At 63.7% G+C, this 15,744-nt stretch carries 13 protein-coding genes; 5 read left to right on the forward strand and 8 right to left on the reverse strand.

Annotated features, from left to right (window positions below; genetic code table 11):
• Positions 1-2: 2 nt before the first annotated feature.
• From L630_RS21260 to L630_RS0109385, 7 genes are all read right to left on the reverse strand, one after another.
• Positions 3-1,643: a dihydrolipoamide acetyltransferase family protein gene (locus tag L630_RS21260; protein WP_051473170.1), complete on the reverse strand. Its 1,641-nt coding sequence runs from the start codon at positions 1,641-1,643 to the stop codon at positions 3-5.
• 2 nt (positions 1,644-1,645) lie between these two features.
• Complete coding sequence (locus L630_RS0109360; RefSeq protein ID WP_024847998.1) at positions 1,646-2,659, reverse strand: alpha-ketoacid dehydrogenase subunit beta; 1,014 nt, start codon at positions 2,657-2,659, stop codon at positions 1,646-1,648.
• A 178-nt stretch (positions 2,660-2,837) separates the two neighbouring features.
• Positions 2,838-4,070: a 3-methyl-2-oxobutanoate dehydrogenase (2-methylpropanoyl-transferring) subunit alpha gene (locus tag L630_RS0109365; RefSeq protein WP_024847999.1), complete on the reverse strand. Its 1,233-nt coding sequence runs from the start codon at positions 4,068-4,070 to the stop codon at positions 2,838-2,840.
• Between the two features lie 276 nt (positions 4,071-4,346).
• Entirely contained in the window at positions 4,347-5,435 is a 1,089-nt protein-coding gene (locus tag L630_RS0109370; protein ID WP_024848000.1) for a sulfate/molybdate ABC transporter ATP-binding protein, read from the reverse strand.
• Between the two features lie 10 nt (positions 5,436-5,445).
• Positions 5,446-6,339: a sulfate ABC transporter permease subunit CysW gene (cysW, locus tag L630_RS0109375; protein WP_024848001.1), complete on the reverse strand. Its 894-nt coding sequence runs from the start codon at positions 6,337-6,339 to the stop codon at positions 5,446-5,448.
• A complete protein-coding gene (gene cysT / locus L630_RS0109380) occupies positions 6,332-7,171 on the reverse strand; it encodes a sulfate ABC transporter permease subunit CysT (RefSeq protein WP_024848002.1) in 840 nt (279 codons plus the stop codon). The genes cysW (L630_RS0109375) and cysT (L630_RS0109380) overlap by 8 nt, the downstream gene beginning before the upstream one ends.
• Positions 7,172-7,240: 69 nt before the next feature.
• Positions 7,241-8,257, reverse strand: a complete 1,017-nt coding sequence (locus tag L630_RS0109385) for a sulfate ABC transporter substrate-binding protein (RefSeq protein ID WP_024848003.1) — start codon at positions 8,255-8,257, stop codon at positions 7,241-7,243.
• A 398-nt stretch (positions 8,258-8,655) separates the two neighbouring features.
• Here L630_RS0109385 and L630_RS0109390 point away from each other — a divergent pair, with 398 nt between their 5' ends.
• Genes L630_RS0109390 through L630_RS0109405 form a run of 4 tightly spaced genes read left to right on the forward strand, consistent with a single transcriptional unit; the run spans position 8,656 to position 12,472 of the window.
• Positions 8,656-9,657 carry a sulfate ABC transporter substrate-binding protein gene (locus L630_RS0109390; protein ID WP_024848004.1) on the forward strand — a complete coding sequence of 334 codons (1,002 nt, stop codon included), beginning with the start codon at positions 8,656-8,658 and terminating at the stop codon, positions 9,655-9,657.
• Positions 9,658-9,708: 51 nt separating this feature from the next.
• A complete protein-coding gene (gene cysT, locus L630_RS0109395) occupies positions 9,709-10,569 on the forward strand; it encodes a sulfate ABC transporter permease subunit CysT (protein ID WP_144706936.1) in 861 nt (286 codons plus the stop codon).
• 2 nt (positions 10,570-10,571) lie between these two features.
• Positions 10,572-11,456 (forward strand): sulfate ABC transporter permease subunit CysW, encoded by an 885-nt coding sequence (gene cysW / locus L630_RS0109400; protein ID WP_024848006.1) that lies wholly within the window; start codon positions 10,572-10,574, stop codon positions 11,454-11,456.
• The gene (locus L630_RS0109405) at positions 11,453-12,472 is read left to right on the forward strand and encodes a sulfate/molybdate ABC transporter ATP-binding protein (RefSeq protein WP_024848007.1); all 1,020 of its coding nucleotides are present in this window, start codon (positions 11,453-11,455) and stop codon (positions 12,470-12,472) included. Before cysW (L630_RS0109400) ends, L630_RS0109405 begins: the two co-directional genes overlap by 4 nt.
• Positions 12,473-12,775: 303 nt before the next feature.
• On the opposite strand, the gene L630_RS0109410 is transcribed toward L630_RS0109405, so the two are convergent.
• On the reverse strand, positions 12,776-13,567 hold the full coding sequence (locus L630_RS0109410) for a TIM barrel protein (RefSeq protein ID WP_024848008.1): 792 nt from the start codon (positions 13,565-13,567) through the stop codon (positions 12,776-12,778).
• Positions 13,568-13,670: 103 nt separating this feature from the next.
• Between L630_RS0109410 and L630_RS0109415 the strand changes: the two genes are divergently transcribed.
• Positions 13,671-15,707 carry an acetoacetate--CoA ligase gene (locus L630_RS0109415; RefSeq protein WP_024848009.1) on the forward strand — a complete coding sequence of 679 codons (2,037 nt, stop codon included), beginning with the start codon at positions 13,671-13,673 and terminating at the stop codon, positions 15,705-15,707.
• Positions 15,708-15,744 lie beyond the last annotated feature (37 nt).

A 15,744-nucleotide genomic window follows, 5' to 3' on the forward strand; every position in this document is an offset into this window, starting at 1 on the left:
GCTCACTCCACGAAAATCAGCGCCGGCGTTTCCAGCAGCGCCTTGAGGCGCTGGACGAAGACCGCCGCGTCCCAGCCGTCGATGACGCGGTGGTCGAATGACGATGACAGGTTCATCATCTTCGCCGGGATGAACTGCTGGCCATCCCAGACCGGTCGCACCATGATCTTGTTGACGCCGACGATCGCCACTTCCGGATAGTTGATGACGGGGGTGGTTGCGATGCCGCCCATCGCGCCAAGCGAGGTGATGGTGATGGTCGAGCCGGTCAACTCCTCGCGGGAGGCGGTGCCGGAGCGCGCGGCGTCGGCCAGACGGTTGACCTCGCGCGCGCAGTCCCACAGGTCGCGCGCCTCGGCGTGGCGTACCACCGGCACCATCAGCCCGGACGGCGTCTGCGTGGCGACGCCGACATGCACGCCGCCATGGCGGTGGATGATGCCGGCATCGTCATCGAAGATCGCGTTGATCTGCGGCTGCTCGGCAATCGCCTTCACCATCGCGCGCATCAAAAACGGCAGGATTGTCAGCTTTGGCCGGTCCGGGTGCCGCTCGGCATTAAGGCGGGCGCGCAGTTCCTCCAGCGCCTCGACGTTGACCTCCTCAACATAGGTGATGTGCGGGATGCGCGCTTTCGCCCGCGACATTTTTTCGGCGATGCGGCGGCGCAGGCCGACAACCTTGATCTCCTCGACCGACGTGTTTGGCTGCTGCCCTGCAGGCGAGGGCTGCTGCGCGCCGCGGCTGATGAACTGGTCGAGGTCTTCATGGGTGATGCGCCCGGCAGGGCCGGTGCCGTGAACCTGGCGCAGGTCTATCCCCGCTTCCTTCGCGCGCAGGCGGACAGCCGGCGAGGCGAGCGGCTTCTCGCCCGTGGGGCGGGGGATGAGCGGAGAGGTTGTGGAGGAAGCTCTGCCTGCGGGGGCGGTGCTGACGGATCCCAAGTCTGCGGAAGCCGTGCCCGTGGATGCGATGCTACCCCCACCCCTAACCCCTCCCCACACGGGGGAGGGGGACGTTGGCGTGCCTGAAGCGGCAGAGCCAGGTCTCACCGCTGTCGTTGCATTCGGTCCTGCATCATCTCCTACAGCGTCGCCAGCGTCCGGATCCCCGCGGTTAGCCGCTTCCAACGACGGGGCAGAGCGCGTTGGGGTGTCCGGTGGAGCGGGAGCTACGACGGAAGATGACGGCGCTGAGGCGTCAGCCTTGGACGAGGCTGCAGAGCTGGCAGTACCTTTCATGCCAGGCTCCCCCAATTCCCCTCCCCCTTGTGGCGAGGGGCTAGGGGTGGGGGTATCTTCATCCGCGTCGGCCTCTGGCGAGCTGACGCCAGTAGCGCCGGCTGCGTTGCTTGGCTCACCAGCAGGCTGCCCATCACCCCCGGCAACCTCCCCAGCACTTCCCGCCACCTCTATCTTCACGATCGGAGAGCCGACAGCTACGGTGTCGCCGATTTCGGCGCCGAGCCAGGTGATGGTTCCTTCGACCGGCGAGGGGATCTCGACGGTCGCCTTGTCGGTCATCACAGCGGCGAGGATGGTGTCCTCGCGCACCAGGTCGCCGACTTTGACGTGCCACTCGATGAGTTCTGCCTCGGCAACGCCTTCGCCGACATCCGGCATCTTGATGATGAATTCGGCCATGCTCACGCCTCCATCACCTGCACGAGCGCCTCACCAACGCGCTTCGGACCGGGGAAGTAGTCCCATTCCTGCGCGTGGGGGTATGGCGTGTCCCACCCCGTGACGCGCATGACAGGCGCTTCGAGATTGTAGAAGCAGTGTTCCTGCACGAGGGCAGCAAGCTCCGCGCCGAAGCCGGAGGTGAGCGTTGCCTCATGCACGACGACGCAGCGGCCGGTCTTGCCCACCGAAGCGACGATAGTGTCGAGGTCGAGCGGCAGCAGCGTGCGCAGGTCGATGACCTCGGCATCGACGCCGGTGTCCTCAGCTGCCGCCTGCGCGACATAAACCATCGTGCCGTAAGCGAGCACCGTGACCGCCGAGCCCTCGCGGCGCACCTCGGCCCTGCCGAGCGGCACCGTGTAGTGGCCTTCCGGTGTTTCGGACAGCGGATGCTTCGCCCATGAGGTCACGGGGCGCTCGTAGTGTCCGTCGAACGGGCCGTTGTAGAGCCGCTTGGGCTCGAGGAAGATCACCGGGTCGGGATCCTCGATCGCGGCGATCAGCAGCCCCTTCGCATCATACGGATTGGACGGGACAACCACCTTGAGGCCGGCGACGTGTGTGAACAGCGCTTCCGGGCTCTGGCTGTGGGTCTGGCCGCCAAATATGCCGCCGCCGGTCGGCATGCGGATGACGATAGGGCAGGTGAACTGGCCGTTCGAGCGGTAGCGCAGCCGCGCGGCCTCGGAGACGATCTGGTCGTAGGCCGGGTAGACGTAGTCGGCGAACTGCACCTCGATGCAGGGGCGAAGGCCGTAGGCCGCCATGCCGATCGCGGCTCCGACGATGCCGGATTCGTTGATGGGCGTGTCGAAGCAGCGGCTCTTGCCGTATTTCTGCTGCAGGCCGGCGGTGCAACGGAACACGCCGCCGAAATAGCCGACATCCTCGCCGAAGACGACGACGTTCTCATCGCGCCCCATGGCGACGTCCATCGCCGAACGTATCGCCTCGATCATCGTCATGCGCGGCATGGCGGGGCCTCCGCGAAGATTGGCGAGGCGGGGCGCGGCGCCACATCAGCCGCTTCGCGACACATTCCTCGCAAATGTAAGAAGAACCACGTCGCGGCAGTGTGATCCTCCCGTGCGAAGCGCGGGAGGTGGTCCGAAGGACCGGAGGGGGCGATGTCGGGCAGGAACCTATGCATCCTCACACCCCCGCCTGCTGCCGCTGGCGACGCAGATGTGGCGGCATGGTCGCGTAGACGCCCTCGAACATGTCGCGGGTCGATGGCTTGCCGCCAGAATGCAGGGTGCCGTGCTGCTCCGCCTGCTTTTGCGCCGTGATGACCTCGTCGAGGATTTCGGCTTCCGCCTGTTTGTGGCGCTCCTCGGACCAGACGCCCCTGACGATGAGATGGTTCTTCAGCCGGATCACCGGGTCGCCGAGCGGCCAGGCGTCGGACTCCGTCTTCGGCCGATAGGCGGAAGGATCGTCAGAAGTGGAATGCGCGCCGACGCGGTAGGTGACGTATTCGATCAGCGTCGGCCCCAGATTGCGCCTTGCGCGCTCGATCGCCCACTTCGCCACGGAGTGGACGGCAAGGTAGTCGTTGCCGTCCACGCGCAGGGCCGGCAGACCGAAGCCGAGGCCGCGCGCGGCAAAGGTGCCAGAGCCTCCCCGCGCAATGCCCTGGAAGGTCGAGATTGCCCACTGGTTGTTGACGATGTTGAGCACGACCGGGGCGCGGTAGGTCGAGGCGAACACAAGGGCTGCGTGAAAATCGCTCTCGGCCGTCGAGCCGTCGCCGATCCAGCCGGCTGCGATCCGCGTATCGTTCTTGATCGCCGAGGCCATCGCCCAGCCGACCGCCTGGATGAACTGGGTGCCGAGATTGCCGGAGATCGAAAAGAAGCCATGGTCGCGCGCCGAATACATGATCGGCAGCTGGCGGCCCTTCAGCGGGTCGGCCTCGTTCGAGTAGATCTGGTTCATCATGTCGACCATCGGGTAACCGCCCGCGATAAGCAGGCCTGCCTGCCGATAGGTCGGAAAGTTCATGTCGCCGGGCTCGAGCGCCTTGCGGAAGGCGCAGCTCACGGCTTCCTCGCCCATGTGCTGCATGTAGAAGGAGGTCTTGCCCTGGCGCTGCGCCATCAGCATGCGCGCATCGAAGGTGCGCAGCGTCATCATGTGGCGCAGGCCTTCCAGCAGTTCCTCGTCGCTCAGCGTGCCGGCCCAGGGGCCGACCGCTTCGCCGTCGCGGTTGAGGACGCGAATGATGGAGTAGGCGAGATCACGGATCTCTCTGGGATCGACATCGACCGGGGGACGTTCGACGCTGCCAGCACGGGGAATGGGGACGTGGGAGAAGTCCGGCGTGTCGCCGGGACGTACCTCCGGCTCCGGGACATGAAGGCTCAACCTTCCAGCTTCGGCCATGATGGTCTCCTCCGCCTGCCGATGCATCATCAACAGCTAAAGCGAAGATTTTCGCTCTGTCTACAGAGGGAAGCTGGGCGGAAATCGCCGCGTTTCAAGCAAAACGTGCAGTTTAGGCGGCGTTGGGAAACAACCTTTCCGGATCGGACGGCTGCCAATGAATCTCATTTCACCGGGCTGTCAAAATAAGCAGGATTCTGACCGAACAAATCTGCGAAAGACAAAAGAAAAAGGGCGGCCGCCGGAGCGACCGCCAGCCAGAGGAGGGGGAATTTCTCAGGCCGCGACAGGTTCAGGGAGCGGCGTCGCGGGAGCCGCTGCGAGTTCCCGCGCCGGAAACAGCTTCCAGCGGCGCGGTCGGAAGGCGATACGACTGCGGGTCGCCGCCGGATGGTCGACCGGCAGTTCGATCTCGACGCGGTGCCCGGCGCCGCCAATGGCAAGTTCGACCCGCTTGGTGCCCGCCACTCGGCGGCTGACTCCGGCGGTGCCGGCAATGCAGCCGCCGCAGCCGTCGAGGAGCTCCACGTCATGCGGGCGGAAATACAAGGTGGCTTCCCCGTCCGGGACGTGCGGGGCACGCAGGCCGATCGAACGGTCCTCGAACCAGACGTCACCTTGTTCGACGCGGACGGGCAAGGTGCTGGAATCGCCGATGAAGCCGTAGACAAAGGGCGAGACCGGGTTGTCGTAGACCTGATCGGCGGTGCCGACCTGCTCGATGCGGCCCTGGCTCATGACGACGACGCGGTCGGCAAGCTCCAGCGCCTCTTCCTGATCATGAGTGACGAAGACCGTCGTGTGGCCGGTCGCGTCATGGATCTCACGCAGCCAGCGGCGCAGTTCGCGGCGCACTTGCGCGTCGAGTGCGCCGAACGGTTCATCGAGAAGGAGCACGCGCGGCTCGATGGCAAGTGCACGGGCAAGTGCTACGCGCTGGCGCTGGCCGCCGGACAGCTGGCTCGGATAGCGATGCGCGAGACCAGACAGCTGAACGAGGTCCAGCAGTTCGAGCGCTCGGCGTTTGATTTCGGCACGCGTCGGGCGGGTGGCCGCCGGACGGATTTTGAGGCCAAAGGCGACGTTGTCCGCCACTGTCATATGCCGGAACAGAGCGTAGTGCTGGAAGACGAAACCGACATTGCGCTCGCTCACAGACTTCCGCGAGGCGTCTTCCTCACCGAAGAAGATCTGTCCCGAGGAGGGGAAGTCGAGACCGGCAATTAGGCGCAGCAGCGTCGTCTTGCCGGAGCCGGAGGGACCCAGCAGCGCGATCAGCTCGCCCGAGCGGATGTCGAGAGAGACCTCATGCAGCGCATTGAAGCCGCCGAACTCTTTCTGGACGTTGCGGATGCTCAGTTCCATTGGTCTCTCCTCAGTGGGTTCTTGCGCCGGTCGCGAGTTGGTCGGCGTAACGCCACTCCAGCCAGGACTTCACGACCAGGGTCACCAGCGCTAGGCCAGCCAGCACGGAGGCGAGGCTGAAGGCGGCGACGGTCATGTACTCGTTGTAGAAAAGCTCGACCTGCAGCGGCATCGTCACCGTTTCGCCGCGCAGCTTGCCGGAGAGCACGGCGACCGCACCGAACTCACCCATCGCGCGGGCGTTGCAGAGGAGCACGCCGTAAAGCAGCGCCCACTTCACGTTCGGCAGCGTGACGTACCAGAAGGCCTGCCAGCCGGAGGCGCCGAGCGAGATTGCGGCTTCCTCGTCGCCATTGCCCTGATCTTCCATCAGCGGGATCAGCTCGCGGGCAATGAAGGGGAAGGTGACGAAGATCGTCGCGAGCACGACGCCCGGAACCGCGAAGATGACGCGGATGCCGAAATCCTGCAGCAGCCAGCTGCCGATCGCGGAGTTCGAGCCGAGCAGCAGGATGTAGACGAGGCCTGCCACGACCGGCGAGACCGAGAAGGGCAGGTCGATCAGCGAGATCAGGAAGGCGCGGCCGGGGAAGCGGTACTTTGCGATCGACCACGCGGCAGCGATGCCGAAGATCAGGTTGCAGGGAACGGCGATGGCCGCAACCAGCAGCGTGAGCTTGATGGCCCCGATCGCATCCGGGTTCTTGAACACCTCGAGATACTTGTCGAGGCCGAAGCGAAACGCCTCGACGAACACGGCTGCGAGCGGCAGCAGCAGGAACAGTGCCATCAGAAGGACAGTGACGCCGATCGCGAACACCCGGAAGCCGAGCGGCTCGGTCACCGGCGAGCGGAAGGCGGACGCTGCTTCGGGGCGCGCAGGATGCAGGGCTGCATCAGCCATTGCCGAACCTCCTCTGGCTCCAGACCTGGATGAGATTGATCGCAAGCAGGATGATGAAGGACGCGACCAGCATGACGGCAGCGATCGCCGCGGCGGCCGCGTAGTTGAACTCTTCCAGCCGGAAGACGATCAGCAGCGGCAGGATCTCGGTCTGGCGCGGCAGGTTGCCGGCGATGAAGATGACCGAGCCGTACTCGCCCACCGCGCGGGCGAAGGCGAGCGAGAAGCCGGTGAGGATCGCCGGAAGCAGCGCAGGCAGCATTACGCGGGAAATCGTCTGCGGCCGCGAGGCGCCCAACGTGGCCGAGGCCTCCTCGATCTCCTTGCTGAAGTCCTGCAGCACCGGCTGAACCGAGCGCACCACGAAGGGCAGGCCGATAAAGACCAGCGCGATCCAGATGCCGAGCGGCGTGTAGGCGATCTTGATGCCGAACGGGGCAAACAGGCTGCCGATCCAGCCATTCGGCGAGTAGATCGACGCGAGCGAAATGCCCGCCACAGCCGTCGGCAGCGCAAACGGAAGGTCGACCATCGCGTCAAGCGCGCGCCGGCCGGGGAATTCGTAGCGGACCAGCACCCAGGCGACCAGCACGCCGATGACGGCGTTGAACATTGCCGCCAGAAGCGAGGCGCCGAAGCTGAGTTTCAGCGCCGCGAGAAAACGCGGGCCGGAAATGATCGGATAGAAGGCCTGCCAGTCCAGTTCGAACGTCTTCAGGAACAGCCCGGCAATCGGGATGATCACGATGACCATGAGGTAGAAGATCGTGAATCCGAAGGTCAGCCGGAAACCCGGGATGATGCTCGGCTCCCGAAATCGGAATGTCGCCATCGGCAAATGTCCCCTTAACGTCGCGCAAGGAGCCCGTCGCGGGCTCCTCACGCGTCACGCTGCTTCTGCTCAATTGCTCGAGTAGATCTGGTCGAAGATGCCGCCGTCACCGAAATGCTTGGACTGCGCTTCCTTCCAGCCGCCGAACTCATCGATGGTGATCAGCTTGAGGTCGGGGAAGCGAGCCACATCCTCCGGATCCGCATGTTCGGGATGCTGCGGACGGTAGTAGCTCGAGGCGATAATCTTCTGGCCTTCCGGGCTGTAGAGGTAGTCGAGGTAGGCCTTGGCGAGTTCGCGGGTGCCCTTTTCGTCGACGTTCTTGTCGACAATCGCTACCGGCGGTTCGGCCAGGATCGAGAATTTCGGCACGACGATTTCGACGCTACCCGGCTCAAGTTCCTCCAGCGCCAGGAAAGCCTCGTTTTCCCAGGCAAGAAGCACGTCGCCGGTGCCATTCTTCACGAAGGTGTTGGTCGAGCCGCGCGCTCCGCTGTCGAGAACCGGTACGTTGGCGTAGAGCTTGGCGACGAAGTCCTTGGCGGCGTTTTCGTCACCGCCGGAGCGGTCGAGCTCGTAGGCCCACGCCGCAAGATAGTTCCAGCGGGCGCCGCCCGAAGTCTTGGGGTTAGGCGTGATGACCTCGACGTCATCACGGATCAGGTCGTCCCAGTCCTTGATGTTCTTCGGATTGCTCGAGCGGACCAGGAAGACGATGGTGGAATAGTAGGGCGACGAGTTCTTCGGGAACTCGCTCTGCCAGCCCGGTTCGATCAGGCCGGCTTCCTCGGCTGCCAGGATGTCGCTGGCCAGCGCCAGGGTGACGACGTCGGCCGGCAGGCCGTCGATCACGGTGCGGACCTGCGAGCCCGAACCGCCGTGGGTGGCAGTGACCGTCACGTCCCGCCCAGTCGTTTCTTTCCAATGCTTGGTGAAGGCGTCGTTGTACTTGCGATAGAGCTCGCGGGTCGGATCGTAAGAAACGTTGGTCAGCGCGTCCTGTGCAAAGGCCAGTCCGAGGCCGCCAAACTGCACGGTTGCTGCAATTGCTGCTGCAACAACGAGGGAACTGCGTTTGAGGGTCATGTCATCCTCCTGTCGGAAACATGATTACTCTATGGGCGTGTCCCGCATTTCCTGCGCCGCAAAACCATTAAACTTGGCCGCGCGATTGATTTTTCCATTCGTTCTGGCGCCCGTGGCGAGAATGATTTTCTTCCCGAGCCGCGAGGCGGCCTGCCGGCACACCGACTCCGAACCCACAAACGGCGGAGACGGGGTGACGGTTCCAATAAAATAGCAAGCTGTTTCCCGCCGAGATAGATTTCCTGGATATTTGAGAATGATGTTCTCCCGAATTCGGAAAAGTGGTATGCATTTCTAGCAAGGTCAGCTAAATGGCATCAACGTGCCTCACTCAGGGGCATGTACGCGTATATCTTCTGCCCAATGACGGACATTGCCGTTTGCCTCAGGGAGCAGCCATGAAACGCCTACTTCTCGTTACTGCCGCACTTGCAGCGCTCGCCACCGCGCCGGCTCATGCACAGACCGCCAACAAGATCCTCAACTCGTCCTACGACATCGGTCGTGAACTCTTTGCGGCGGTGAACAAGGCATTCGTCCCGGCCTACAAGGCCCAGACCGGTCAGGACGTCACGGTCGACCAGTCGCATGGCGGATCGTCGGCGCAGGCGCGCGCCATCGTTGAAGGCCTCGAGGCGGATGTCGTCACCTTCAACCAGGTCACCGACATCGACTTCCTCGTGAAGAACGGCTTCGTGTCGGAGAACTGGCAGAGCGAGTTCCCGAACAACGCCTCGCCGTACTTCTCCTTCCCGTCCTTCCTCGTTCGCGAAGGCAACCCGAAGAACATCAAGGATTGGGACGATCTTGCTCGCGACGACGTGCAGGTGATCTTCCCGAATCCGAAGACCTCTGGCAATGCGCGCTACACCTATCTCGCGGCGACCGCCTATGCGCTGGAGAAGTTCAACGGCGACCAGGAGAAGGTTCGCGAGTTCGTCCGCAAGATCTTTGACAACGTTCCGGTGTTCGACACCGGTGGCCGCGCGGCGACGACCACCTTCGTCGAGCGCGAGACCGGCGACGTCATCATCACCTTCGAGGCAGAGACCCGCGGCATCGCCAAGGAGTTCGGCGAAGACAAGTTCGACCCGGTCGTTCCGTCGGTCAGCCTGCTCGCCGAGTTCCCCGTCGCGGTGGTGGGGAAGGTTGCCGAGAAGCATGGTACCGCCAAACTCGCGACTGACTACCTCAACTTCCTCTATTCTGAGGAAGGCCAGCGCATTCTCGCCCAGCACGGCAACCGCGTACATGACGAGAAGGTGAAAGGCGAGGTCGCCGACCAGTTCCCGGAGATTCGTCTGGTTACGGTGGAGGACGTCTTTGGCGGCTGGGCGAAGGTTGCGGAAGAACACTTTGCTTCCGGAGCGATCCTCGATCAGATCTACGGCGACCGTTAATCTTTCCGGTCCATGAATTTGCCAGCCGGCGGGTGAAAGCCCGCCGGTTGCATGTATAATGACCACGCATCCACCCATGGGGGCAGTTGTTTGAGACGCCGCGTATTGCCCGGATTCCCCCTGTCGCTCGGGATTACACTCTTTTACGTGACACTGATCATCGCGCTGCCGATCGGGGCGCTGATCTTTAAGGCCGCCAGTCTCGGGCCGGAGGAATATTGGCGCATCGTTTCGTCGCCGCGCGCGGTGGCCAGCTATCGCGTGACGATCCTGAGCGCGCTCGGCGCGACCCTGACCAACCTCGTCTTCGGGCTGGCCTTGGCTTGGGTGCTGGTGCGCTACGATTTCCCCGGCAAGCGCTTCGTCGATGCGATCGTCGACCTGCCTTTCGCATTGCCGACTTCCGTTGCTGGTATCGCTCTGACGGCGCTGTTTGCGCAGAACAGCTGGCTCGGTTCAGCGCTCGCCAGCATCGGCGTGACCGTCGTCTACACGCCGCTCGGCATCATGATCGCGATGTTCTTCACCAGCCTGCCCTTCGTGGTGCGCACGGTGCAGCCGGTTCTCGAGGATCTTGATCCCGCGCTGGAGGAAGCGGCGCAGTCGCTCGGCGGCTCGGACTGGAGCATTTTCCGGATGGTGATCCTGCCGCTGCTGACGCCGGCGCTGCTTGCCGGTCTGTCACTGTCCTTCGCGCGCAGCCTTGGCGAGTTCGGTGCCGTGATCTTCATCGCGGGCAACCGGCCCAACTCGACGGAGATTACCTCGCTTCTCGCGTTCATCCGGCTGGAAGAATACAACTACCAGGCGGCGGCCGCGATTGCATCCACCATGCTGTTTGCCGCGTTTGTCATGCTGGCCGTGACGAATTTCCTGCAGGCGCGCGCTCTGCGATACACGGCGAGGGACTGACGATGAAATCGCACCGGATCGCCGGACAGCCGCCGCGGGTGGGAGACAGCGCAGTCGTCAGGCGCCTGCTGATCGCCCTTGTGCTCATCTTCGGCACGCTGCTCGTGCTTGCGCCGCTGCTTGTCATCTTCGCGCAGGCATTTTCGCTCGGCCTCGAGCATTTCACGACCACAATCGCGAATCCCGACACGCGCCACGCCATCTACCTGACTGTGGTGACGGCGCTGCTTGCCGTGCCGATCAACACCATGTTCGGCATTGCCGCCGCATGGGCAATCACCAAGTTCGACTTCCCGGGCAAGCGCTTCCTGCTGATCGTCATCGAGATCCCGTTTTCGGTGTCGCCCATCGTGGCGGGCGTCGCCTACCTATTCGTCTATGGCCTGCAGGGACTGTTCGGCCCGGCGCTACAGGCAGCCGACATCAAGATCCTGTTTGCGCTGCCCGGCATCGTGCTCGCTTCGATGTTCGTGACGGCACCGTTCGTGGCGCGCGAGCTGATCCCGCTGATGCAGGCGCAGGGGCGCGAGCTCGAGGAGGCGGCAACTTCCCTCGGCGCATCCGGCTGGCGCACGTTCCTGACCGTGACGCTGCCAAATATCCGCTGGGCGCTGCTCTACGGCGTGGTGCTGTGCAATGCGCGCGTGATGGGCGAGTTCGGCGCGGTGTCGGTCGTGTCGGGCAAGATCCGCGGCCAGACCAACACGCTGCCGCTGCATGTAGAGCTGCTCTACCACGACTACAACACGGTCGGAGCCTTTGCCGCCGCGTCGATCCTGACGGTGCTGGCGCTGTTCACCATCATCGCCAAGGTTCTGCTTGAGAGGCAGGGCGCGGGACGCGCCGGCAGACCGACGCTCGCCGCCAACAAGGGTGGAACGCAATGAAGATCGTTCTCAAAGATGTCGTCAAGGAATTCGACACGTTCCGCGCGGTGCGCGGCGTGTCGCTGGAGATCGGCAGCGGCCAGCTGGTAGCGCTGCTTGGGCCGTCGGGTTCCGGTAAGACGACGATTCTGCGAACGGTGGCCGGCCTCGAATTTCCCGACCAGGGAGCGATCTACTTCGGCGACGAGGATGCGACCGACATTCCGGTGCGCGAGCGCGGCGTCGGCTTCGTGTTCCAGCACTATGCCCTGTTCCCGCACATGACCGTCGGCGAAAACATCGCCTTTGGCATGAAGGTGTCGAAGAAGGCGCGCTCAAAGCAGGAGATTCACGCCCGCGTGAACGATCTGCTACGGTTGGTGAAGCTCGAAGGCCTGAACAACCGCTTCCCGAGCCAGATTTCCGGCGGTCAGCGCCAGCGTGTTGCGCTTGCGCGTGCCCTCGCTGTCGATCCAAAAGTTCTGCTGCTAGATGAGCCGTTCGGCGCGCTCGACGCCAACGTGCGCCATGACCTGCGCCGCTGGTTGCGGGAAATCCACGACGAGCTCGGCATCACGACGCTGTTCGTGACCCACGACCAGGAAGAGGCGCTCGACCTTGCCGACCGTGTCGTGATCCTCGATCAGGGCACCATCGTGCAGGAGGGTACACCTGAGGAGGTCTGCCGCAAGCCCGCCTCGGCCTTCGTGATGAAATTCCTCGGAGACACCAACCGTATTACTGCGACCGCCAAGAGCGGGATGGTGGATATTCCGGGGGCGCGGCTATCCGCATCCGGGCTTGCCGACGGGCCGGTGGAGGTTCTGGCCCGCCCGGGCGATCTGAGTTGGTCGTTTGACGGGGAGGGAATTCCGGTCAGCGTCCTTCGGGTTATCGACCGTCCAGAGGGGCGGCGGTTCCTCGTTCGGACAGACGCGGGGGAGACGCTGGAGCTTGATGTGCCGATCGATATCCGGGCTTCGTCGGGCGATCGCGGCTTCGTTCAGGTGCTGCGCGGAAATGTCTATCCGCGCTAGCCGCGCGGATGGGACTGGAAGTCGCTGAAAGTTCTTTAGCCAAGCAGGCCGAACACGACGGCGACTGCAAAACCGACCGCTAGTGCAAAAGGCAGGTAGCTCAGGGCACTAGCAGGAGACGCGTGGCGAGGCAGACGTCTTGAGCTATCAGAATGGACCATTCAGGACCTCCGTTTCCAGCTCAGTCTACAAAACTTGTAGACTTTGTCGATTTCCTTTTTTCCACAACCCGCGCGAAAATTTTGCGCTGGAAAATGAATGCCTGCACCTTCCTGCCGGCACGCCCCACAACGGCGCAGCGGGCTATTGGTTCTCGAGATTCCTGGCTGATCGCAGCCAGTTGATCGAGTCGGCCGTGCGGCCGCTCGGCCGATACTCGGCGCCAACCCAGCCGGTGTAGCCTGAGACGTCGATCGCTTCGAAAATCCGCTCGTAGTTGATCTCGCCGGTACCGGGCTCATGTCGGCCGGGATTGTCGGCGAACTGCACGTGGGCGATGCGGGGTAGGGAGGAGCGGAAACCCTCGATCAGGTCCCCCTCGGTGATCTGGCGGTGGTAGAAGTCAAACTGCAGGGCAAGGTTTTCGCGATCCGCCCGGTCGATCAGGGCGAGGGCGTGTTCGGTACGGCTTACCAGGTAACGCGGGACGTCGCGCTGGTTGCAGGGTTCCATCATGACCGTCACGCCGAGCGGCGCGAAGGCGTCGGCCGCAAGCCTCAGGTTCCGGACGAACGCCTCCTCGGCCTCCGCTTGCGAGACGCCGACGGGAACCCGACCCGTCAGAACGTTGACGCGCTGGCAGCGGAGTGCCCGCACGTACGCCTTCGCGGTTTCCAGACCAGCCGCGAACCCTTCCTCCCGGCCAGGCACGCAGGCGAGGCCGTCGCCGCCGGTAATCAGATCCCCAGCCGGAATGTTGATCAGAACGATCTCGACGCCTGCGCTCTGCGCGCGCTCGGCAATCTCTTCCGCAGGATGATCATAGGGGAATTGGATGTCGACGCCCCTGAAGCCGAGATCGGCTGCCGCTTGGAAGCGGTCGAGGAAGGCATGCTCCTGCAGCATCATCGACAGATTGATCGAAAAGCGCGGCATACCATCCTCCAAAATTTTTAGCGCGACGGCCAGTGGACCCGGCGCCCCCATCCCTGTAATACAGGGCCACGACCCGCATTGTATACATTCGAAGGAGGAGCGGATGCTGAAGGAGGGGGATTTCCTGTGGGAAGGCAGCGATGCCTTCAAGCAGTCGACAGGGGTTGCTGATTTCCTGCGCTGGCTCCGCGAGAAGCGGGGCCTCGACTTCGCCAACTACGGCGAGTTGCAGACGTGGTCCGCCAAGGAGATCGAGGCATTCTGGGCAGCGATCTACGACTATTTCGAAGTGATGTCGGACACACCGTACGAGACGGTCCTCGCAAAGCGCGAGATGCCTGGTGCGCAGTGGTTCGTGGGAGCGCGCGTCAATTACGCCGAGCACATCCTGCGCCACGAGGCGGACGATCCGGAGAAGGTGGTTGTGCACCATCTTTCGGAAATCCGGCCGCTCGCTGGCATGAAGTGGCGCGAACTTGGCGACATGGTGCGCAAGATCGCAACGCGGTTGCGCGCGATGGGCGTGGTTCCGGGCGACCGCGTCGTCTCCTACATGCCGAACATCCCAGAGACCATGGCGGCGATGCTGGCAGTGACCGCGATCGGTGCGATCTGGTCGTCGGCCGCGCCGGAGTTCGGCGTCGGAACCGTCGCCGACCGCTTCTCGCAGATCGGTCCCAAGGTGCTGTTTGCCGCGGATGGCTACCGCTTCGCCGGCAAGGATTTCTGGCGCCGCGCCGAGGTCAGCGGCATCGTTGACGGGCTGCCGAGCCTCGAGCAAGTCGTCTGGCTCGACTATCTGACTGACGAGCCCGCACCTGCTTTTGAAGGCAAGTCGGTTACGCGCTTTGCAGAGCTTCTCGAAGGGCCGGCCATTTCGCGCGAGGAATTCCGCTATGAGCGCGTGGCGCACGACCACCCGCTGTGGATCCTGTTCTCGTCCGGCACCACGGGCCTGCCGAAGGCGATCGTGCAGAGCCACATCGGCATCATCCTCGAGCACTACAAGTCGGCCGTGTTCCACCTGAACCTCAAGGCCAGCTCGCGGATGTTCTTCTACTCCACCACCGGTTGGGTAATGTGGAACTCGCTGATGTGGGGTCCGCTGGTCGGTGGCAGCGCCGTGCTCTACGACGGCAGCCCGACCCATCCGGGGCCGGACCTGCTCTGGCAGCTCGCGGCCGACACAAAGACCACCTCGTTCGGCGCCAGCCCGACCTTCGTCGAGAACATGCGCAAGCACGGCATCGTGCCGAAGGAGCGCTTCGACCTGTCGGCGATCGAGAGCATCATGCTGTCTGGCTCGCCGGCAACACCCGAGAGCTTCAAGTGGCTGTACGATGCGGTGAAGGAGGACCTTTGGGTCACCTCCCAGTCGGGCGGCACCGAGTTCTGCTGCGGCCTCGTCGGCGCCACGCCGACGCAGCCGGTCTACGCCGGTGAGATCCAGGCGCGCTGCCTGGGGATCGACGTGCGCGTCTTCGACGACGCCGGCAACGAGCTGATCGACGAGGTCGGCGAGCTGGTCGTCTGCAGCCCGATGCCCAGCATGCCGCTGTTTTTCTGGAACGATCCGGACTTCAAGCGCTACAAGGAAGCCTATTTCGATACCTATCCGGGCATCTGGCGCCACGGCGACTTCATGAAGATCAACAGCCGCGGCGGCTGCTTCGTCTATGGCCGCTCGGACTCGACGCTTAACCGCTTTGGCGTGCGCATCGGCTCGGCCGAGATCTATCGCACGCTCGAAGGCATGGCCGAGATCGAGGACAGCCTGATCGTCTGCATCGAGGAGCCGGGCGGCGGCTTCTACATGCCGCTGTTCGTGCAGCTGAAGGAGGGCGTCGTCTTCGACGAGGCGCTGGACAAGGCAATCCGCCAGCGTCTGCGCGCGGAACGCAGCCCGCGCCACGTGCCCGACGAGGTGCATGCAGTGCCGATGACGCCCTACACGCTAACTGGCAAGAAGATGGAAGTGCCGGTGCGCAAGCTGCTGATGGGCTGGCCGGTTGAGAAGGCCTACAGCCCCGACGCGATGCGCGACCCGAAGGCGATGGACTGGTTCGTCGACTTCGCGCGCCGCAGGCTCGCCGCAAAGGGCGAGACCATGTACGGCGCACTCGCGAAGGCCTCGAACTAGTCACGAGATGGCGCCGCGGCGAATGTCGCGGCGCTTC

The organism is Aminobacter sp. J41 (assembly GCF_000526635.1).
GTDB lineage: Bacteria > Pseudomonadota > Alphaproteobacteria > Rhizobiales > Rhizobiaceae > Aerobium.